The following is a 21,024-nucleotide window of genomic DNA, read 5'->3' on the forward strand; positions in this document are numbered from 1 at the left end:
AACAAAGGGTTTCTTGTGTATGTTTGGCCATGGCAGGTTCCGGTTTGCTTCTTCCGAAGCTTTCTTTTTGTCGACCCAATCATATCAAGTGATTGGGCGGAACCTGCTTGGTTTTATGAAATATCCGGGCTAGCGCTGTGGCTACACAACTTGAGCCAACAAAACCAGATGCCCGACCTGTGTGAGACAAATGCTAAGAAGCAACACCCCACTGGGGCATCAACGTCTGCTCAATCCCAAGCTGATCCATAATTCGGGCAACAATAAAATCAATCAGATCGTTTACAGACTGAGGTTGATTATAAAAACCAGGGGATGCCGGAAGAATCACACTACCCATTCGGGTTAACTTCAGCATATTTTCCAGATGTATTTCTGAATAAGGGGATTCTCTGGGAACCACGATCAACTTGCCCCGCTCTTTCAACACAACGGAGGCAGCTCGTTGCGCCAGATTGTTGCTCAAGCCACAGGCTACCGCAGAGAGTGTTCCCATGCTGCAGGGGCAAAGCACCATCTGCTTTGGTGCACCGCTGCCGGATGCCACCGGTGACATCCAGTCGTCTTCGCCAAAGACTCGTATTTGCCCCGGTTTTGCACGATAACGATCGGTTAGAAATTGTTCAGTTTCTGCTTCAGTATTGCCAATATGAAGATTCATCTCTTCAGCCAGCACCACTTTTACTGCCTTTGAAGCCAGAAAGTAAACCTCGCGGTTAGCGGCTAACAGGCATTCCAGCAGCCTTAAACCGTACTGGGCGCCAGAAGCGCCCGTCATGGCCAGAGTTATTTTTTCGGAAGGTGTTTCAACAGGTAATGGTGTCATTATTAATATCTGAGCTGCTACGGTCTTTTAAGCGTTGCGCTATTCTGCCATGGATTCCTTCAAAACCACCATTACTCATTATCAGCAGATGATCACCTGTTTCTACGGACTCCGTTACATAACGGACAATGGCTTCTGTGGTATCCAGTACTTTGGCTGACACCGGACTTTTCGCTGCCAGTGCGTCCAGCGGCCAATCCAGACCTTCCGGCTTAAACCAGATCACTTCCGAAGCTTGCGCGGTTGAATCAATTAATAACTGTTGGTGAATCCCCATTTTCATGGTGTTGGAGCGGGGCTCAATAATCACCCGGATATTGGCATCTTCTCCCAGTAATGCTCTCTGACCCGCAAGAGTTGTCGCAATAGCGGTGGGATGATGGGCAAAATCATCATAAATTCGAATGCCATCAATTTCATCAATCAACTCCATCCGCCGCTTCACCCCCTGAAAGACAGAAAGAGCCTCACAGGCGATCTCCGGAATCACACCCACATGATGAGCCGCAGCAATGGCAGCCAATCCGTTCTCTAAATTGTGCTGTCCTTCCTGCTGCCAACTCACCTTGCCAGCAAAGGCACCTTTGTAAAACACATCAAATTGATTACCGGAAGCACTGGCATTGCGCACCTGCCAAAGGCTGTTTTCGCCACCAAGACTTTCCTGCTCAGACCAGCACCCCCTATCCATCACTTCATCAATGGCTGTGACGTTGGCAGGGAAAAGAATACGACCAGAGCCCGGAATGGTTCTTACTAAATGGTGAAACTGCCGCTGAATCGATGAGAGATCGTCAAAGATATCCGCATGATCAAATTCAAGGTTATTAATGATCAACGTGCGCGGGTGGTAATGAACAAACTTGGAACGTTTATCAAAAAACGCCGTATCGTATTCATCCGCTTCAATCACAAAAAATGGCGTGTCACCAAGCCTTGCAGAAATACCAAAATCCGCAGGAATGCCACCAATCAAAAAGCCCGGCGACATACCTGCATGTTCCAGAATCCAGGCCAGCATACTGCTGGTTGAGGTTTTCCCGTGGGTACCGGATGCTGCCAACACCCAGCGTTCCGGTGCAATGTAGCGGGAAAAAAACTCAGGGCCGGAGACATAAGGCAAACCTTTCTCCAGAACATACTCCACGGCTGGAATGCCACGTTTCATGGCATTACCAATCACCACCAAATCGGGAGCCGGATTCAGATGATCCGCACTGTATCCCTGAAACAGGCTGATGCCCTGCTCCTCCAGCTGAGTACTCATGGGCGGGTAAACGTTCTGGTCTGAACCGGATACCTGAAAACCCAGCTCTCTGGCCAAAATGGCCAGACTTCCCATGAACGTTCCACAAATACCAAGAATGTGTATGTGCATCCGCATTAGCTCCAATCCGGCGGGCGTGCTCTGAGTCACTAAGAGCACTATAATCCTCTGATTTTGACATTGTTTCAGGCTAATGCGCAAAAGAAGCCAGAAAAGTACTTACTCAGTCGCTGCCATTCCCTTCGAGATCAGGTATCATCTGCAACCAGTCAGAATCACAAAATAACACAGAGTACCGTTCGGAAATTAACCGATGTCCCAAAAGCATGCTTTTTACGCTCAATCCGGTGGTGTTACCGCTGTCATCAATGCCAGCGCCTGTGCCGTTATCGAAACCGCCCGCCGCTATCCGGATAAAATTGGCAAAGTTTATGCGGGCCATAACGGGATTCTTGGCGCCCTGCGTGAAGAGTTGATTGACACCTCTTTTGAATCCGACGAAACCATTGGCGCTCTGCTTAGAACACCGGGCGGTGCTTTTGGTTCCTGCCGTTACAAACTGAAATCCTTCGAAGAAAGCGAAGCGGAATACTGTCGTTTGATTGATGTGTTCAAAGCCCACAATATTGGTTATTTCTTTTACAACGGCGGTAACGATTCCATGGATACCGCCTGGAAAGTCTCCCAACTCAGTGAAAAAATGGGCTACCCCATTACCTGTATCGGTGTCCCCAAAACCATCGATAATGATCTGGCAGCCACCGATAACTGCCCCGGCTTCGGCTCTGCTGCAAAGTATCTGGCGGTGTCTACCAAAGAAGCCAGCCACGATATTGCCTCCATGTGCGACACCTCAACAAAAGTGTTTGTGATGGAAGTGATGGGTCGGCACGCTGGCTGGCTGGCCGCAGCAACCGGTTTGGCTGCTCGCCAATCTGGCGATGCGCCTCATGTGATCGTTTTCCCTGAACTGCCTTTGGACAGAAAGAAGTTTCTCGCAAAGGTTCAGGAAACCGTTAACAACGAAGGGTATTGCGTCATCGTCGCCTCTGAAGGCGCTAAATACGACGATGGCAACTTCATCTCTGCCTCAACCACCGTAGTGGATTCCTTTGGTCACCAACAGCTCGGTGGCGTTGCGCCGGCTCTGTGTAACCTGATCAAACAGGAACTCGGTTATAAGTATCATTATGCCGTGGCTGACTATCTTCAGCGTTCTGCACGACACATTGCTTCCAGAGTGGATGTTGAGCAGGCCTATGCGGTGGGCAAAGCGGCAGTTGAACTGGCTGTCACAGGCCATAATGCGGTGATGCCTGCTATTGTTCGCGAATCAGACATGCCTTATCGCTGGGCGATTAAAGAGGTGCCTTTAGAGCAGGTGGCTAATTTCGAACGAAAGATGCCATTGGAATTTATCAGCCCGGATGGTTTTAACATCACCCGAACCTGTCGAGAGTATCTTGAACCTTTGATTGAAGGTGAAGAGTACCCAGCTTATCTAAATGGTTTGCCACGGTTTGCACGACTGCGAAAGGTGTTTGTGGATAAAAAAATCGACACACCATTTACATCTGATCAGATGTAATGTGAGATCTACTTCTGCTTTCAGATCGAAAGCAGAAGTGATTATTTTAGATCCGAATAAAATCGAAAATCATTTCTACCCTGTCGTTTAGCCTCGTACATGGCTTCATCCGCCGCTTTGATAAGGCTATCAGCGTCGCCACTGTTATCGGGATACAGTGCAATACCAATGCTTGTGCCCACTTTTTTCTCAGTGCCTTCCAACTGATGAGGTTCCTCCATCACATGAAGAATCTTATCCGCAACGACTCTGGCATCATCTTCAGTGTGCACATCATCCAAAACGACTGCGAACTCATCACCTCCTAAACGAGCAATCAAATCAACCTGTCGTATACAACCTTCCAGCCTCTGCGCAACATTGCTTAATAGCTTATCGCCCGCTTCGTGACCCAGCTCATCATTCACCGGCTTGAAATGATCAAGGTCGAGAAACATCACCGCCGTATGCGCTTGATGACGATCACTTCTGGCAATAGACGATTGCAGAAATTCTTTGAACAAAGCCCGGTTTGCTAACCCTGTCAGATTGTCGTATTTAGCCATTTGCGTCAGCTGATCTTCCATGGCTTTTCTTTCGGTAATATCCTGGAAGACCAAAACTGCTCCCTGAACTTTTTTCTGTCCGTTGACAATCGCTGCCGCATTGAACTCTGCAGGAAAATGACCTTTGCTCGAGTGAACCAGGTCACTGCTTTGCTTAATTTGTCCGCCTTCTTGAAAACAGGATTTATAGATTTCAGAACTTTCCCATTGTTTCAGAATTTCAGCATCATCACCTTCGAAAAACAGATGGCTGACATGCCTGTCCTGTAACGTTTGTTCATTTTCTCCAAGCAATTCACAGGCGGTAGGATTAATAAACGTCACTCTTCCCTGATCATCCAGACCAACAATGCCTTCGGCCGCACAATCCAGCAACAGTTTGTTTTTCCGGCTAATCCAACGCAGCTCTTTCGTTACCTGCTCAAGCTCCATCCTTTGCTCTTCAAGCTGCAGAAACACTTTTACTTTGCCAAGCAGAATTTCAGGCACGATGGGTTTTGGCAGGTAATCCACAGCCCCGGCCTCATAACCTTTGGCGACATAATTGTGATCTTTGTTGATCGCAGTGACGAAAATAATGGGAATATTGGCTGTTTGCTTATTGCTATGAAGTAATGTGGCTGTTTCAAACCCGTCCATACCCGGCATTTGTACGTCCAGCAGAATCACAGCAAACTGATGGGCTAGCACTTCTGACAGGGCTTTTTCGCCGGAATCCACTTTGTGAACTTCAGCGCCCAGAGGTTTGAGAAGTTTATCCATCGCCAAGAGGTTTTCCGGTCGATCATCCACCACCAGTATTTTGACTTTGTCTTTTTCTTCCATAACCAACAATCCTTGTTAGTAACCGTAAAAACCTACAACTGATCGAGAAAAGCCGGTATCTCTTCCAATGGCAACTGATAATCCACACAACCCGTTCCCAGAGATGCCTGCGGCATCGTGCTAATCATTGAACTATCAGGACACTGAACCACCGTCGTACCACCAAAATCTTTTACCGCTCGAATACCATCTGCTCCGTCGCTGTTAGCTCCGGTCAGAACAATGGCAACCAAAGCATGTTCATAGACTCTGGCAGCCGATTGAAACAACACATCGATGGATGGCCGGACAAACGCAACCGGTGGTTCCATATTCAGGCTGATCACACCACTCTCCTCAACCTGCATGTGGTATCCCGCCGGTGCGAGATAAATACTGCCTGCCATTACCGCTTCCTTATCTCTGGCTAACCGCACCGGAAGAGAGCTCTGCCTTACTAAAACCCTTAAAGCACCGCCGTCGTCTTTAGCACCAACATGTTTGGTCACCAGTAGAGGAAAAGGAAAGTCTTCCTCAAGTTCACTAAAGAGGAAACCCAGTGCATTGATTCTTCCGGCAGAGGCACCAATCACAATGGCTTTATACTCATTAGCTGAATACTTTCCTTTCACGCCCCCTTCTTCCTATAAATTCTCAGCTTGTTATTTACATCCTCCAGTGACTTTCTAATTTCACTGAAGGTCAAATTTTCCCTCCGCCCAATACAGAGGAAGCCACGGGGGCAGAGGCTTTCATTAATTAAATTCAGAGCTCTGTCCTGCAGTTGTTCATTAAAGTAAATCAATACGTTGCGACACATCACCAGATTCATTTCACCAAAGGCACCGTCAGTCACCAGATTATGGCTGGCAAAGGTAATTCGTTCGGCAAAGCGGCTATTGATTTTGATGGCGTTATACTGGCTTACCCAATTATCACTTAGCGTCTTACGTCCACCAGAGTCCCTATAATTCTTCTCGTAAAGTTCCACGTCATCGGATGGATAAATTCCTTTCTTGGCCATCCTCAGTGCTTCGTCGTTAAAATCGGTGGCATAGATCTGACAGCGATCCAACAGCCCCTCTTCTTCAAGCATAATGGCTATGGAGTAAACCTCCTGACCGGAAGCACAGCCCGCATGCCAGATTTTAATAAATGGGTAGGTTTTCAAAACCGGAATCACTTCTTCTCGAAGTACTTTAAACACATCCGGGTCACGAAACATTTCCGTCACCACCACTGACATGCTTTCAACAAATGTCTGAAAAGCCTGACCGTCGTGGAGAAAAAGCGGTATCAGTGCACTAATGCGATTAATGTTCACTGACTCCATGTATTTCTTAATCCGGCGAACCATAGAGGCGCGGGCATAATCACTGAAGTCGTAACCGTAATGCTGGCTAATTGCCTCCAGCAATAGTTTCAGCTCCAGATGCTCCAGTTGAGCAAGAGAGTCTGTTTTCGTCATCTTGATAGCCAGACCTTAAGCATTTCCGTCAACTTGGCCATATCCACAGGCTTGGTCATGTAGTCATTCGCTCCAGCCTCAAGACACTTTGCCCGATCATCGGCCATCGCCTTGGCTGTGAGGGCAATGACCGGCAAATCCTTAAAGTAAGGCATCTGACGTATAGCTCGGGTTGCTTCATAACCATCCATCACTGGCATCATGATATCCATCAGCACTAACTCAACCCCTTCCTCTTCTTCGAGTTTCGTTAGCGCATTCTTGCCGTTATCTGCCAGAACCACTTCCATTCCCAAGCCTTGTAATGCCTTGGAAAGGGCAAATGTATTACGGAGATCATCATCCACCAGCATAATTTTTCGCCCATCAAGGCTCTTTTCTCCGCCTGCTGGCATCGGCTTCTCTTCCGTAACTGAGTTGTCTTTATTCACCGTGTGTAAAAACAAACTGACTTCATCTGTCACTCTTTCCATGGCCCGGTCACCCTTCATGACCATCGCACTTGTGTATTCCTGCAGCTGAGCATGTTCCGATGCACTGGGTGGCTGGGCAGTATGAATCACCACCGAGGGCATTTTCTCCCCCAGTTGTTCTTTAACGGTCTGGAGAAAATCGAGCCCCGATGTTTCACCCAGATTTAAATCCATAATCATGCATTGCCAATGACTGTCTGACAGCATCTTTTGTGCCTCGTCAGCGGTGGCCGCGTAACCTACATGGAGCTGTTTCTTTTCCAGTATCGCCCCGATTTTTTTTCGCTCACTATCGTCTAAGTCCAGAATCAAAACATCACTGATATCCTGATGAATCGCGTCTTCCAGTGTAGAAAAGACATTATCAATATCTGAAATACTCACCGGCTTCATCAAATAACCAGCCACTGATGCGTCTTTAAACAAATGCGGATCCCGGCCAGAAATGATGTGAACGGGAATGTTTCGTGTGGCATTACCGTTCTTCAATTTCTCAAGCACTTCCTGACCATCCATATCCGGTAACCCAAGATCCAGAATAATGGCGGACGGTCGTGTGTTCTCAGCAAGCTCCAAACCCTGCCTGCCAGTCTCTGCATGTTGACAATTGAATTGATATTTCCCGGCAAGCTGGTTCAACGTATTAAAGAAATTGGGGTCATCTTCAATAACCAGAAGGCTATTACCTTCTGTAGAAGTTGGTGTTTCAGTGACACTACTTTTAGTGGAGGTAATGGGAATCTCTTCAGTAGTAGTAGCTTCTTGTTTTGAAACACCTGGTTTTGAAACATCCGGTTTAGCAAGCGTAGCGGAGACAGGCACCGGGGAATTATTGTAGTTATCCGCCGTCACGTTCTCTGAGCCAATAGCGCAGACTGGATTATCGGGCAAAAACAAAGTGAATGTTGTGCCCTTGCCTTCTTCGCTGGCCAACTCGATAAAACCACCCAGCAGCGTCGCCATTTCTCTGGATATAGCCAGACCAAGGCCGGTGCCGCCGTATTTTCTGCTGGTTGAACCATCGGCCTGTTGAAATGATTCAAAAATGGTGGCCTGTTTGTCTTTCGGAATACCAATTCCACTGTCTTTTACTCCAAATGCCAGCCAGTTTTCTTCGGCATGGCGTCCCTTACGAGTTTCGTTAAATACCTCAACCGTCACACTGCCCTGCTCAGTAAACTTGAAGGCATTGGAAAGAAAGTTTTTAATAATCTGCAACAGTCTTTGGCTATCCGTAAACAGAGAGTCATTCACACCAGATGCCATGTTGACCGCGAACTCCAAGCCTTTATTATCCGCCAGTGGCTTAAACATGGTTTCAATACTGCTTTTAACATCCTGAACAGAAACCGTATCCAGATTCACCGACATTTTCCCGGCTTCCACCTTGGATAAATCCAGAATATCGTTGATTAACTCCAGCAACTCCTTACCACCGTTGTAGATAACCGTTGCCGATTCCACTTGATCTTCCGTTAAATTGCCTTCGTCGTTATCTGCCAGCATTTGAGAAAGCAATAACAACGAATTAAGTGGCGTACGCAGTTCATGGGACATGTTCGCCAGAAATTCTGATTTGTATTTACTGGCTCTTGCCAGCTCTTCTGCTTTCTCCGTGATGTCTTTGCTGGTTTTCTCTATCTCTCTATTCTTACGTTCAATGTCATCTTTTTGTGCTGTTAGCTTTTCACTAAGTTCTTCCAGCTCCGCATTGGATTTTTGTAACTCATCGCTTTGTGCTTTCAGCTCTTCTTCCGACTCTTCAAGGATTCTTGCTTTCTTTTCCAGCTCATCATTATTGGAGCGCAATTCTTCCTGCTGCTCTTTCATGGTTTCCGCTTGCTGGGTGGTAGTTTCTAACAGTTGGCTCACCCGGGTTCTGTACTGGGCAGAGTTAATAGCGATAGCAATATTTTCGACGCTATGATCGAGGAACTGTTTTTGCTCTTCCGTCATTGGCCCTAAGCGAGAGAACTCAAAAACACCCTTGAGGTTATTTTCATAAGACAGGGGAATAATAAGAACATGAACTGGGCTGGATACCCCAAGCCCGGACTCGATAGCCAGATAACCATCGGGGACATTAGTCAGTTCAATAAGCTGCTTTTCCAATGCGGCCTGCCCGATCAATCCTTCACCTAAATCAAAACGAGTAGAGTGTTGGTTACGTTTGCTCCAGGCGTATGTCCCCAACAGCTCCAGCTGACTGGTGTCGTTCAAAACGTACATGGCGCCAGAATGCATATCGAGATAATGAGCAATATAGGCAACAATGTTATGACACAAATCTGCCATGGACTGCTCACCACGAATACTGTCGTTTAATCCGGCCATGCCATCCTGAAGCCAGTTTCTGCGCTGGTTTTCACTACTGATCGTTCTCAGTTTTCTGGTCATTTCTCCGAAGCTGTGGCTCAGTTCGCTGATTTCATTACTGCCTTTCAACTCCACCACTTCGATATAGTCACCGGAAGCAACCCGGTTTACCCATTTAATAATCTGCCTAAGCGGTTTCACCAGCTTGCGGGTAACAAAGAAGGCAACAATAACCACAAGAACAAAGACAATAGAAATTAATAGAATTAAGCGATTCTGAAATTTTTGAACAGATGCAAAAGCCTCGCGATGAGTCACTTCAGACAGCATGATCATTGACGAACCAGCAATATTGACGGGAAGATACGTTCCAAGCACTTCTTCACCATGTTCATAGCTACGGATATGTCGATCACTGGCTTTGACCGCCTGAGCAAGCGCTTCTTCATCCTGAATAACGTCAGACAGATCACCCATCGCGTTCATATCGAACTCATGGGCATGATCACTGTGCTCTTCCAACTCCCCAATATGATCATCGTCTTCTACATACAGACCATCTTCATTGACAGGTTCAAGCCAAAGGTCGATCAACGGATTGTCATCACTAAATATCAGGTCTTTTCTATTGGCCACAATACTGCCAAAACGAATCTTACGGTCTGCGCCCACCAGAAATGAAGAAAGCCCTGCGATACCAGAGTCACCACTATCAAACATGATCTGGATGTTATTGGGATGAATCTGAACGGCTATAAAGCCTGTGGATGATTGCTCATCATCCGTCAGTGGCAAGATAAAGAAGACCACTTGCTCATTTCCCAAAGGAGGATAGCTTCCAAGATCGGCATATTGAGGCTGCTGTTCTTGAAGACTGGCTTGAACGGCACGGGAAAAATTGGTGTAGGCGAGGCTTCCAGAAAATAGGTTCTGGCCAAGATCGTCATAGCGGTTGACGGTGTAGAGAATATTCCCCTGTGCATCACCGATAATGATGTCGGAGTAATCATAGAACTTTAGAAAGTCTTGATAAGTTGCTGAGTGTTGCGCCTGTATTTTGTGGTAATCCGTTGAAGTAACATAACTGTTCCATAGTCCACGATCCGGGTCATAACCTTCTTTCAGGTTGTCAATGAACGTACTGGAAGGTGAGGATAGAATATAAAGATTGGTCAGTACCGTATCGAAATAATGGTTCAGACGCTGCGTAAGCTGGTAATTAATCGTGGTCAGTTGATCATAACGATCTTGGACAATATCATCTTTCCCCATCTCATATTCATTAAAACCAACAAATATGACCGGCCCGATGGACAGGCAGACAAACCAGAGGAACAGCGTAAGCGACAGGCTGCGAGACCTCTTGTGTATATGCTTTGAGGGCTGTTCCTGACTCATACTCTAACCTCGGTCACAGACAATGATGGGAAGAAAGCGGTGGCTATCTTCTAAGTAGTTGACCATTTGGGATCGAATATTTCTGGCTGAGCGGGCAGTTGCTAGGCAAGGCACAACCCAGGGAGCATAGCCGTAGCTATGTGACCGGAGTTGTAACGCCGGAGAGTGGCTGTCCACTTAGTCAGAAAATATGATTTCACGTGGTTAACTACTTATGAGTCGTAACCGGGTCTGAAAGGTTTAGGCGCTTGATAAAAGCAGATAATGAAGTGACGTTTTGGGAGAAATCAGGTGAGAAAATAAGTGATGCGTCAGAAACTGTTTGAGCTTCTGACGCTGCTTTCTAAGATGATCTTTACTACTAGCCGAGCCCTACATTATTCTTCTGCAGAACCTGCTCAGCACGGTAGCTTGAGCGAACCAGCGCACCGGAAACCACCTCAAGAAAGCCTTTATCCAGCCCCCATTGACGATAGGTCTCGAACTGTTCCGGAGTGACATAGCGATCAATTGGTAGATGATTCACCGTTGGCTGCAGATATTGACCGAAAGTGACAATATCGACGTTGATCGCACGAAGATCGTCCAGAGTTTCCAGAATTTCTTCGTCGGTCTCGCCTAACCCCAACATGACACTGGTTTTGGTTAACACATCAGGACGGTACTTCTTGGCGTGCTCCAGAACAGCAAGAGTCTGCTCATAGCTGGATCGTGGATCCCGCACCGGATGTGTCAGCCGCTTAACGGTTTCCACATTCTGGGCAAACACTGCAATGCCACTATCTACCACGGTTTCAACGTGCTCGAAGACGCCCTGAAAATCCGGCGTTAATACTTCCACGTTGGTATCAGGATTCATTTCTATTACTTTGCGAACCACGTTGGCGTAGTGCTCAGCACCACCGTCCGGCAGGTCATCACGGTTCACAGACGTCAGCACCAGATACTTCAGGTTCATCAGCTTAACGGAGTTTGCAGTATGCTCTGGCTCTTCCAGATCCAACCAGCCTTTTGGGTTGCCCGTGTTCACTGCACAGAATCGACAGGCTCGGGTACAGGTATCGCCCATCAACATGATGGTTGCGGTACCAGAGCTCCAGCACTCATTAATGTTCGGGCACATGGCCTCTTCACACACGGTGCTGAGCTTGTGTTCGTGAACCGTGCCTTTCACTTCTTTGTAGCGAGTGCCGTGAGTAGCCTTGATTCGCAACCAGGAAGGTTTGCGTTTTACTTCAATCTGAGGGTCTCTGGCGGACGCCTTAATGCCATTTTTTATGGCCGTGATGCCTTTGTCGTTAACGAACTTGGTACCACTGGTTACCTTTACCGCTTCATCGACCTGAACGGTTGGAATGATCTGGTCTGAACTCATGAAATGATTGTCCCCCGGTAATTCAGAGCCTTCTGGAGGCTGGTAAGCAAACGCTGACTGACGTCATTCATATCCACCGTGCCCAGCAGTGATGCCATATCCACAACATCAAGACCGGCATAACCACAAGGGTTAATTCGGCTGAAAGGTTCCAGATCCATATCCACATTCAAGCTTAAGCCGTGATAGGAACACATTTTACGGAACCGCAATCCCAGGGCAGAAATCTTGGCGCCATTGACATAAACGCCGGGGGCTTCAGGATCATTCTGCGCTTCAATGCCGTAGCTGGCCAACACCTCAATAACGGCATTTTCCAGTGCAGAAACCACGGCTCTTGGGCCAGTGTGCTTGCGTTTTACATCTAATAGAAAATAGCAAACCAGCTGACCTGGGCCGTGATAGGTCACCTGACCACCACGATCCACCGGAATCACTGGAATATCGCCAGGCATCAACACATGCTCCGGCTTACCAGCCTGCCCTTGGGTGAATACCGGATTGTGTTCGACAAACCAAAACTCATCCGGCGTTTGTTCATCCCGCTGGTTGGTAAATGCTTTCATGGCCTGCCAGACGGGTTCATACTCCCGCCTGCCCAGCCAACGAACCACTATTTTTTCTTCGACCTTCACTGGCGCTTTCTCTTTACAAACAGCCGGCTCTAAACAAACAGCCAGTAGCTTTTAATCCAATGATTACAACACCATTTGAATCCGACCACTGGCCTTTAGCTCTTCAAACAATGCCTGTAGCTGGGGTTCTCCGGTGGCGGTAATGACGACCGTGGCAGAAAGGTACTTACCGTTCTTACTGGTTTTCATTTTGGCATCCCCCTTAAAAGAAGGATCATGGTTCGCTACAACACGAAGGACAAAGTCTTTATAGTCCGGCGCAGCATGTCCTACGATTCGGATTGGGTAATCACAGGGGAACTCAATTTTAGGCGCTTTAGGTTCTTTCATAACCGTTTCTACATCAAACAAAATTAGGCCAGAAGACCAGTAAAGAACAGCACAATGCTGTCCCAGAGGCGCTTGAAGAAGCCACCTTTTTCCACAGCCTGCTGAGCAATCAGTGGCACTTCTGTTACCAGTTCATCATCCAGCATCACTTTTACGGAGCCAATGGCCTGCCCCTGCTCAATCGGCGCTTCTAACGTTGGATTGATGGTGAGGGTGGCTGTCAGATCTTTGCTACTTCCTCTTGGTACAGTAACAATCAGATCTTCAGCAATACCAACGCTGATTTCACTGATGTCACCTTTCCAGACTTCAACCGTCTGTAAAGGCTGACCACCTTTTTTCACGTCCACGTTTTCGAAGAAGCGGAAGCCATAAGTCAGCAGTTTCTGAGCATCATCCGCACGCTGCTTCTCACTTTTGGCACCCAATAGAACGGCAATCAAACGGCGTCCATCACGAGCCGACGTTACGGCAAGATGGTAGCCAGTGGCTTCAATATGTCCTGTCTTTAAACCATCAACGTAAGGGTTGGTCCACAGCAGACGGTTGCGGTTGGCTTGGCGACGCAACGGTTTGCCCGTCTTTTTATCAACACCGTACTGGTAATACTTTTCAGAGTGGATCGCATAATATTCTGGGAAATCCTGAACAATGTGCTTACTCAACGTCGCCAGATCACGGGCGGTGGAGTAATGATCTTCTGCCGGCCAGCCAGAGGCATTCTGGAAATTACTGCTGTTCATGCCAATCTGCTGGGCAGTGCTGTTCATTAACTGAGCAAAAGCACCTTCACTGCCGGCAATGTGTTCCGCCAGAGCCACACTGGCATCGTTACCGGAAACAATAATCACGCCTTTCAGCAGTTCACCCACCGGCACACGTTCACCCACTTCGATGAACATCGTTGATCCACCGAGGCTCCAGGCCTTTTCGCTGATCAGTACCTTATCATCACGGCTGATATTACCAGCGTGTAACTCGGCTTCCGTCAGGTAAGTGGTCATCATTTTGGTCAGGCTGGCAGGGTGCAGAGTTTCATCCGGATTCTTTTCCGCCAGCACTTCACCACTGGTGGCATCGATCAGAATGTAACTGGTCAGACCCAACTCCGGCGGAGATGGGATCTGACGAAACACCTGCGCCTGGGCAGTCGTCGCCATGATGGGCATGATCGTGGCCATGGCCAAAACACCCAGCCAGCGACGGGTAGAAAATAATCGTTTGCTCATGCAGATCTTTGCTCTGAGAATATGAATGTTCAACATTATAATGTTCAAATCTTTTGAGGTTAACTGTGACTTACAACAATCACTGTTTTTCGACCTCTGTTCTTTATCAAAAATCATTGATCAAAAATCATTGCTCAGAAATTATTGATCAAAAGTCATTCAGTGAGATAGTAACATAGCTGCCCTGTAATACCGGTCAGTAATTTGTAAGTTTAAAAACCATCAAAAACCATGATAACTATCTGTTTTCCTTGATAATTAACCACTTCCACAATATTCCACCCCATCTTTTCATAGTAACGCTGATGGTCTGGAGTATAAAGATATAAAGGTAACAGCTTTTTTGACCGGGCAAAGTCCATGGCTGCCTCAATCAACCATTTGCCATAACCATGGCCACGATGGCTGCCTTCAACATACACATCAGCCAGCCAGGGAGAGTAATGCTCATAACCTTCCAGATCACATTCCAGAAGACTCACAGAACCCAGCAATCGATTTCGGTCGGAAAGCACCCATGTCTGCGGCACTAAATCAGACAAAAGTGCCAACTCCATATCGTTCATGAAATCCTGCAAAGTCCAATTTGGGTATAACGTCTGCCACTGCTCTTGATGCCAACGAGCGACAGTCTCAATGCACTGGGGGCAATCTTTCAAATTAATCACTTTCATACTGATTCATAACAAAGAAATCTATGGTCTGAAACGGTTGAAAATACTGAGTATTCAGAAACCCCGTCGATTTGACATTTCTCTGCACCATGCCCCGCAAAGCCTCGAAGATTTATCCATTAAACTTGGCGGTTCGTCCAATCCAACTCTATCTTTAACGTACAATATACGACGATGGCACCAAAAATAATTAGTTTGTTGGTGAATTGGGGAGTTTGTGTATCGGGGAGTTTGTAATGACCATTCCGGAGTAACACCATGCTGAACGAAGACCTCTATGAATGTCTGGTTGAACTGGGCATCAATGAGCATAAGGCGCGAAAGGCGGCGAAGGAAAATGCTGAGCTGCTGGAAATGAGTGCGGACATTGTCACGGTAAGACAAACCCTATTTGAGCTTACCCGGCAAAGCTGCGGTATGAATGAGCGGCTGATCAACGTAGAAGCACTGATCAAAGCGTTGGTGCAAAGAATCAATGCCATGGAGCAATGGCAAACCCAGACCAGTCAGCACCTTTCTGGCTTGGATCAAACCTTGGGTGGTGTTGAGGGCAAGCTATCCACGGCAATGGGTAAGTTGTCCTCCGTAGAAGAACGACTTACCCATGTAGAGATTGAACTGACCGACATTAAAAGCATGCTGACATTATTGGTTGAAAAACAATGACAGCATGCTTTTTTAATCAGGGCGCCTGAACCATGGATTCGACACTTTCTTCCTCACTTTCTTCCAGTGCTTCTTCTATGGTTGGTTTTTCGGAAACCGGTAAGTCATAAGCAGCTTTTTCAAAAACAGGTTTTTCGTAGACAAGATAGGGCGTCTCAAACTCTGCCACATTGATACTTTCCAGCATTGATTCCAAGTGTTCAGGGCTTTCTACCGGGCCAATCCTGACTCGATACAACGGCTCAACTTCTTCGCCCTTAACCACTTTTGCCTTCAGTCCTACTTTACTGAAAATATTTCGACGCAACATTTGCGCACTGTGATGGTTTTTCAACGCCGCCAGCTGTAGATAAAGCAGTTGACCATTTTCAGGGTGCACCGGAGATTTAGCAAACGTCTCTGGATCAATGCCTTCAATGGCGACACCAGCAAGACCTGAGTTTGAAAAACCCAGCTTTTTTGCAGCAACATAGGACAAATCAATCAATCGGTTACCGTGAAATGGACCACGATCATTAACCCTGACCACCACGGACTTGCCATTCTCCACATTGGTCACTTTGACATAGGACGGCAATGGCAACGTTTTATGAGCGGCTGTCATTTTGAACATGTCATAAATTTCACCGTTCGCTGTCTGCTTACCGTGAAATTTAGTGCCATACCAAGAGGCCTCACCACTTTCAGAATAACCATTTGCCGATCCCATCGGGGTATAGGTAACTCCAGCCAGCGTATAAGGGGTATTCTTCAAAGGCACCTGAATGGGTGTTGGCACAGCATCCGGAATCGTACTGACATCTACGGTTTCAGAAGGCGGTCCATCCTGTACTTGTGTAGAACTACAGCCTGCCAGAGTCAGCAATATCACAACCAGAGACTGGATTTTCAATATAGATCGCAAGGAAAAACCTTCATTTCCATTAGTAAAAGCGCTTTGCAATTTGCCTCCAAGCGACTTTGAGAACCTGTGAATGCATTCGATCCACAGGCTCGATATTCATTTTACAATTTGCCTTCAGGGGCTTTGCTCTTCAGAGCAACAGAACTGTTATAGCCTGCCCGCACTTCCTTCGCCAGCTGATAGACCGCCAGTGCATACATCTGACTGCGGTTGTATCGAGTAATCACATAAAAGTTGTGCATGCCCAACCAGTATTCAGCACCCGCACTGCCTTCGTGCTTCATAGGCAGAACCTTTAAGGCATCGGAGCCAGTACTGGTAACCTGCCAGCCGGAATCCTGAACCTCTGCCAGTGTTTGATCCGGCTTTAACCCGTCGGATAACACATCATCAACTCCTACACCTGAAACTCGGGTTTGAACTGCAACGCCCTTACCATATTTCCAGCCATGCTTTTTCAGATAGTTCGCGACACTGCCAATCGCGTCCTCTTCACTAAACCAAATGTTCGCCTGCTCATCACCGGTATAATCCACCGCATAAGCACGATAGCTGGATGGCATAAACTGTGGGATACCCATTGCACCGGCATAAGACCCGGTCAACTCTTCCACATCCAGCTTCTGGTCGCGAGCAAGGATCAGGAAATTCTCCAGTTCTTTACGGAAAAAGGTTTGCCTGGGCGGATAATCAAAGCCCAGCGTCGTCAATGTATCCAGCACTCTGAAGCCGCCGGTCTGGCGTCCATAGTAGGTCTCGACACCAATAATCGCCACAATGATATGGGCTGGTACACCCCATTTTTTCTCAGCAGCAGCTAGCGACTCAGAATTCTCTTCCCAGAACCGGACACCTTTGGTGATGCGTTCAGGTGTCAGGAAAATCTTCCGATAATCCTTCCATTCCATTGTCCCTTCAGCCGGACGGCTGATCAGTTCAATCGCACGCTGTGATCGTTCAGCTTTACCAATGACCGCTTCCAACTTGGATCGGTCGAAATGGTGCTCGGTCACCATATCATCAATAAACTTATTAACATCCTGCCTGCCAAGGTAGCTTCCTGCAGAAGAAGCCAACGCCACAGATGAAAAAACAGCGGTTGTTACCAGCAGACCATCACGAACTATACGACGGAATATCCCTGGAATAGTTTTCATGCTTCCGTACCTTTTATGCAAAAACAAGATCAGGGCTCCCCAACACTGCAACGTGCTGAAATAAAAGTGCTGAAATCACAACATCAGGAAACCCTACATTAATCGACAGTTAAGTTAATTTCTATCGTCATTGAGTAAAAATCCCGCACTATGTGCGGGATTTTATAAAAGACAGGTATCGGATATTAAAGATAAAGAAAGTTATTTGAAATCAAATATCTACCGTTCACCCGCCATGAAGGACTTATGGGTATGAATAGACATCAAAAAACCAAAACCAGCCAGCAGTGTTAACAGCGAAGTTCCTCCGCGACTGACCATGGGCAAAGGCACACCCACCACTGGTAAAATGCCACTGACCATACCGATATTAACGAAAATATAAACGAAGAAAGTCAGGGTAATACTACCTGCCAGAAGTCGTCCAAACAGTGTCTGAGCATTGAAGGTAATAAACAATCCTCGCCCGATAATCAGTGCGTAGAGTGCAAACAATACCAGACAGCCCATTAAGCCAAACTCTTCCGCAAGGACGGCAATAATAAAGTCCGTATGACTTTCCGGTAGGAAATCCAAGTGTGACTGAGTCCCCTGCAACCAGCCTTTGCCGTACAAACCACCAGAGCCAATAGCAATGGTGGACTGAATGATATTCCAGCCGGATCCCCAAGGATCACTTTCCGGATTCAAAAACGTCAACACCCGCTGTTTTTGGTAGTCGTACATGAAAAAGTGCCAGAGCACATAAATGGAAGGTACCGCCAGGCAAACCGCTGAAGCAATAATCCGCTTGCGCAGCCCAGCCAGGAAGATAACGAAGGCACCGGAGGCGCCTATCAGAATTGAAGTTCCCAAATCCGGTTGTTTGGCAATCAGCACCACGGGAACGGCTATCAACACCAGGGCAATGACAATATCTTTGAAAGAAGGCGGCAGTCGTCGTTTGGCAAAAAAAGCAGCCATGGTGATCGGCATGATCAACTTGATGACTTCAGAAGGCTGAAAGCGAAAACCGGGCAGCTGTATCCACCGCTGAGCGCCTTTAGAGCTAACGCCCATAAACAAGACAGCGACCAACAGAAGAACGCCAGCCAAATAAAACCATTTAGCCCACTGCATAAAAAAACGTGGTGGTATCTGGGCTATGATCAACATACCCGTGAAACTGACGCCAAGATACATCGCCTGACGGGTCACGACGTCCAGATCCCGCCCGGTAGCGCTATAGAGAAGAAACAATCCCGCGCCACAAAGCAGTAACAAAAAAAACAGCAGTACAAAATCCACATGCCAGCGCATGGAAAGCGCTGGACCACGACCAAAACCGTGCAGGTCAATCTGACGAACAAAATCCTGGTTAGCCATTACTTTTCCTTCTGATTCTTTGCTGCTGCCAATCGTGGCAGTAGATAAGCATCCATCACCTTTCTGGCAACATTGGACGCACCATTGCTGTTCTCCAGAATCACAGAAACAGCAATCTGAGGATCATCCGCAGGGGCAAAGCCAATAAACAAACTGTGGTCACGCTCGAACTCTTTCAACTTTTCAGCGTCATACTCTTCGCCCTGAGCAATACTAACCACCTGAGCGGTACCGGTTTTTCCGGCCATCCGGTACTTCAAGCCACGGCCTATTCGCCAATTCGCGGTGCCTCGTGGAGAATGTATCACCTCTTCCATAGCACCGATAATCAGCTCCCAGTTGAAAGCATCTGCTTCATCGGTCAGGCCGGTGGAAATATCATCTCCCCAGAACTCACCCTGAACTTCCGGAATGTTCTCCCGCACCAGTCGTGGTTGAACATAATGCCCTCGGTTAGCGATCAGAGAGGTGGATTCCGCCAGCTGCAAAGGGGTTGCCAGCATATAACCCTGCCCGATAATGGCAATTACTGTTTCACCAGGATACCAGGGCTGCTCATAGGCTCCCCGCTTCCACTCTCTCGATGGCAACAATCCAGGACGTTCTTCTCGAATATCAATACCGGTGCGATGACCAAAGCCAAACTGACTGGCAAAATCGTGTAAGTTATCAATGCCCAGCTTACCGGCCTGGTTATAAAAATAGGTATCGTTAGAAACAGTAATCGCCTGATTTAAATCCACCCACCCATGGCCCGAGCGCTTCCAGTTCCGGAATCGGTGCTCACTGCCAGGTAACTGAAACCAGCCCTTATCAAACACACGGTCTTCCGGTTTCACAACACCATTAGCCAATAACGCCAACCCCATTACCGGCTTCACAGTAGAGGCCGGTGGATATTCACCAAGGGATGCCCGGTTATACAAAGGTCGTTCAATATTCGTATTCAGGCCATTAAACGTCTTCGTATCAATGCCGGTAACAAACAGGTTGGGATCAAACGACGGCGTACTAGCCATCGTTAATACACCACCGGTTTTCGGATCCATCGCGACAACCGCACCGCGGCGACCATTGATAGCCTCAATAGCAATTTTCTGCAGTTTACTGTCAAGATAGAGATTGATATCACGCCCCGGCACTGGCGGCTCTTTCTTCAGAACCCTGAGCACACGACCACGGGCGTTAGTTTCGACTTCCTGAAACCCCGGCTTGCCCAGCAAAATGGACTCATAAGAACGCTCCACACCGATCTTACCGGTGGTGTGAGTCCCTGAATAAAGTGCTGGATCCAGCGTTTGTAAATCACGATCATTAATTCGCCCCACATAACCAATACTGTGGGCGAAAGCTTCTTTCTCGGGATAATAGCGAACCAGCTCGGCATTGATATCAACGCCGGGGAGACGGAATTGGTTGACGGTAATTCGGGCAATTTCTTCCGAGGTCAGATCAAACTTCAGCGGTACAGCTTCAAATGGACGGCGGCGGCGAATTCGCTGATCAAAGCGCTTCAACTCGCCTTCCGTAAGGTTGACCAGCTTAGCGATATCCGCCAACAACACATCCATATCTTTGGCTTGTTCACGGACAATGGACAAGATATGGCTGGGCTTATTCATCGCCAGCAACACACCATTTTTGTCGTATATTAATCCGCGAGTAGGAGGAATAGGCTGAACCAGTACCCGGTTCTCATCAGACTGAGTAGAAAGCTCAACATGGCGAACCACCTGAAGATAGAAAAGCCGAGAGATTAACCCCAGACAGAGGAGAATCATGAAGCCAACGGCGACCCAAAGCCGGATATTTACCAGTTTTTTTTCTGCCCCATGGTCCTTTAAGGTGTCCTGCGGCATGTTATATCTCGATCATCGGTCGCTTGGCCAAAAAACAAAAAATCAATTAGAAACGATTTTACTTAAGTAGTTGTGCAAATGAAATCGGATTTTCCTGGCTGAGTGGATAGTTGCTATGCAATACCCACAGGGCATAAAGGCTTAG

The 21,024-nt window shown here is 47.4% G+C and carries 17 protein-coding genes; 2 read left to right on the forward strand and 15 right to left on the reverse strand.

Features of this window, described 5'->3' with window-relative positions; genetic code table 11:
* Window positions 1–193: 193 nt before the first annotated feature.
* Both AKL11_RS10640 and mpl read right to left on the reverse strand, forming a co-directional pair.
* Window positions 194–826: a flavin prenyltransferase UbiX gene (locus AKL11_RS10640; RefSeq protein WP_067517156.1), complete on the reverse strand. Its 633-nt coding sequence runs from the start codon at window positions 824–826 to the stop codon at window positions 194–196.
* Entirely contained in the window at window positions 807–2,204 is a 1,398-nt protein-coding gene (gene mpl / locus AKL11_RS10645) for a UDP-N-acetylmuramate:L-alanyl-gamma-D-glutamyl-meso-diaminopimelate ligase (RefSeq protein WP_067517337.1), read from the reverse strand. Before mpl ends, AKL11_RS10640 begins: the two co-directional genes overlap by 20 nt.
* Before the next feature lie 202 nt (window positions 2,205–2,406).
* Between mpl and AKL11_RS10650 the strand changes: the two genes are divergently transcribed.
* A complete protein-coding gene (locus tag AKL11_RS10650; RefSeq protein ID WP_067517158.1) occupies window positions 2,407–3,681 on the forward strand; it encodes a 6-phosphofructokinase in 1,275 nt (424 codons plus the stop codon).
* Window positions 3,682–3,722: 41 nt separating this feature from the next.
* Here AKL11_RS10650 and AKL11_RS10655 read toward each other — a convergent pair whose 3' ends face one another.
* The 9 genes from AKL11_RS10655 to AKL11_RS10695 form a co-directional block, all read right to left on the reverse strand.
* Window positions 3,723–5,051, reverse strand: coding sequence for a GGDEF domain-containing response regulator (locus AKL11_RS10655; RefSeq protein WP_067517160.1), 1,329 nt, complete (start codon window positions 5,049–5,051; stop codon window positions 3,723–3,725).
* Between the two features lie 32 nt (window positions 5,052–5,083).
* On the reverse strand, window positions 5,084–5,662 hold the full coding sequence (locus AKL11_RS10660; protein ID WP_067517162.1) for a chemotaxis protein CheB: 579 nt from the start codon (window positions 5,660–5,662) through the stop codon (window positions 5,084–5,086).
* Entirely contained in the window at window positions 5,659–6,498 is an 840-nt protein-coding gene (locus AKL11_RS10665; protein WP_067517164.1) for a CheR family methyltransferase, read from the reverse strand. Before AKL11_RS10665 ends, AKL11_RS10660 begins: the two co-directional genes overlap by 4 nt.
* A complete protein-coding gene (locus AKL11_RS10670; RefSeq protein ID WP_067517167.1) occupies window positions 6,495–10,685 on the reverse strand; it encodes a response regulator in 4,191 nt (1,396 codons plus the stop codon). The genes AKL11_RS10665 and AKL11_RS10670 overlap by 4 nt, the downstream gene beginning before the upstream one ends.
* A 361-nt stretch (window positions 10,686–11,046) precedes the next feature.
* Window positions 11,047–12,060, reverse strand: a complete 1,014-nt coding sequence (gene lipA, locus AKL11_RS10675; protein ID WP_067517169.1) for a lipoyl synthase — start codon at window positions 12,058–12,060, stop codon at window positions 11,047–11,049.
* Entirely contained in the window at window positions 12,057–12,626 is a 570-nt protein-coding gene (lipB, locus tag AKL11_RS10680; protein WP_253705192.1) for a lipoyl(octanoyl) transferase LipB, read from the reverse strand. Before lipB ends, lipA begins: the two co-directional genes overlap by 4 nt.
* Before the next feature lie 132 nt (window positions 12,627–12,758).
* A complete protein-coding gene (locus AKL11_RS10685; RefSeq protein ID WP_067517339.1) occupies window positions 12,759–13,025 on the reverse strand; it encodes an HP0495 family protein in 267 nt (88 codons plus the stop codon).
* Window positions 13,026–13,048: 23 nt separating this feature from the next.
* Window positions 13,049–14,254, reverse strand: coding sequence for a D-alanyl-D-alanine carboxypeptidase family protein (locus tag AKL11_RS10690; protein ID WP_067517341.1), 1,206 nt, complete (start codon window positions 14,252–14,254; stop codon window positions 13,049–13,051).
* 212 nt (window positions 14,255–14,466) lie between these two features.
* Window positions 14,467–14,928 carry a GNAT family N-acetyltransferase gene (locus AKL11_RS10695; protein WP_067517173.1) on the reverse strand — a complete coding sequence of 154 codons (462 nt, stop codon included), beginning with the start codon at window positions 14,926–14,928 and terminating at the stop codon, window positions 14,467–14,469.
* A gap of 258 nt (window positions 14,929–15,186) precedes the next feature.
* On the opposite strand from AKL11_RS10695, the gene AKL11_RS10700 reads away from it, so the two are divergent.
* Window positions 15,187–15,594, forward strand: coding sequence for a hypothetical protein (locus AKL11_RS10700; RefSeq protein ID WP_067517175.1), 408 nt, complete (start codon window positions 15,187–15,189; stop codon window positions 15,592–15,594).
* A 16-nt stretch (window positions 15,595–15,610) separates the two neighbouring features.
* On the opposite strand, the gene AKL11_RS26440 is transcribed toward AKL11_RS10700, so the two are convergent.
* The 4 genes from AKL11_RS26440 to mrdA all read right to left on the reverse strand — a co-directional run bounded on the left by AKL11_RS26440 (window position 15,611) and on the right by mrdA (window position 20,879).
* Window positions 15,611–16,498 carry a septal ring lytic transglycosylase RlpA family protein gene (locus AKL11_RS26440; protein ID WP_157673505.1) on the reverse strand — a complete coding sequence of 296 codons (888 nt, stop codon included), beginning with the start codon at window positions 16,496–16,498 and terminating at the stop codon, window positions 15,611–15,613.
* Window positions 16,499–16,599: 101 nt separating this feature from the next.
* Complete coding sequence (gene mltB, locus AKL11_RS10710) at window positions 16,600–17,655, reverse strand: lytic murein transglycosylase B (RefSeq protein ID WP_067517179.1); 1,056 nt, start codon at window positions 17,653–17,655, stop codon at window positions 16,600–16,602.
* Between the two features lie 219 nt (window positions 17,656–17,874).
* Complete coding sequence (gene rodA / locus AKL11_RS10715; RefSeq protein WP_067517181.1) at window positions 17,875–19,020, reverse strand: rod shape-determining protein RodA; 1,146 nt, start codon at window positions 19,018–19,020, stop codon at window positions 17,875–17,877.
* Window positions 19,020–20,879, reverse strand: a complete 1,860-nt coding sequence (gene mrdA, locus AKL11_RS10720; protein WP_067517183.1) for a penicillin-binding protein 2 — start codon at window positions 20,877–20,879, stop codon at window positions 19,020–19,022. The genes rodA and mrdA overlap by 1 nt, the downstream gene beginning before the upstream one ends.
* Window positions 20,880–21,024 lie beyond the last annotated feature (145 nt).

Source organism: Endozoicomonas ascidiicola (assembly GCF_001646945.1).
Classification (GTDB): Bacteria; Pseudomonadota; Gammaproteobacteria; order Pseudomonadales; family Endozoicomonadaceae; genus Endozoicomonas; species Endozoicomonas ascidiicola.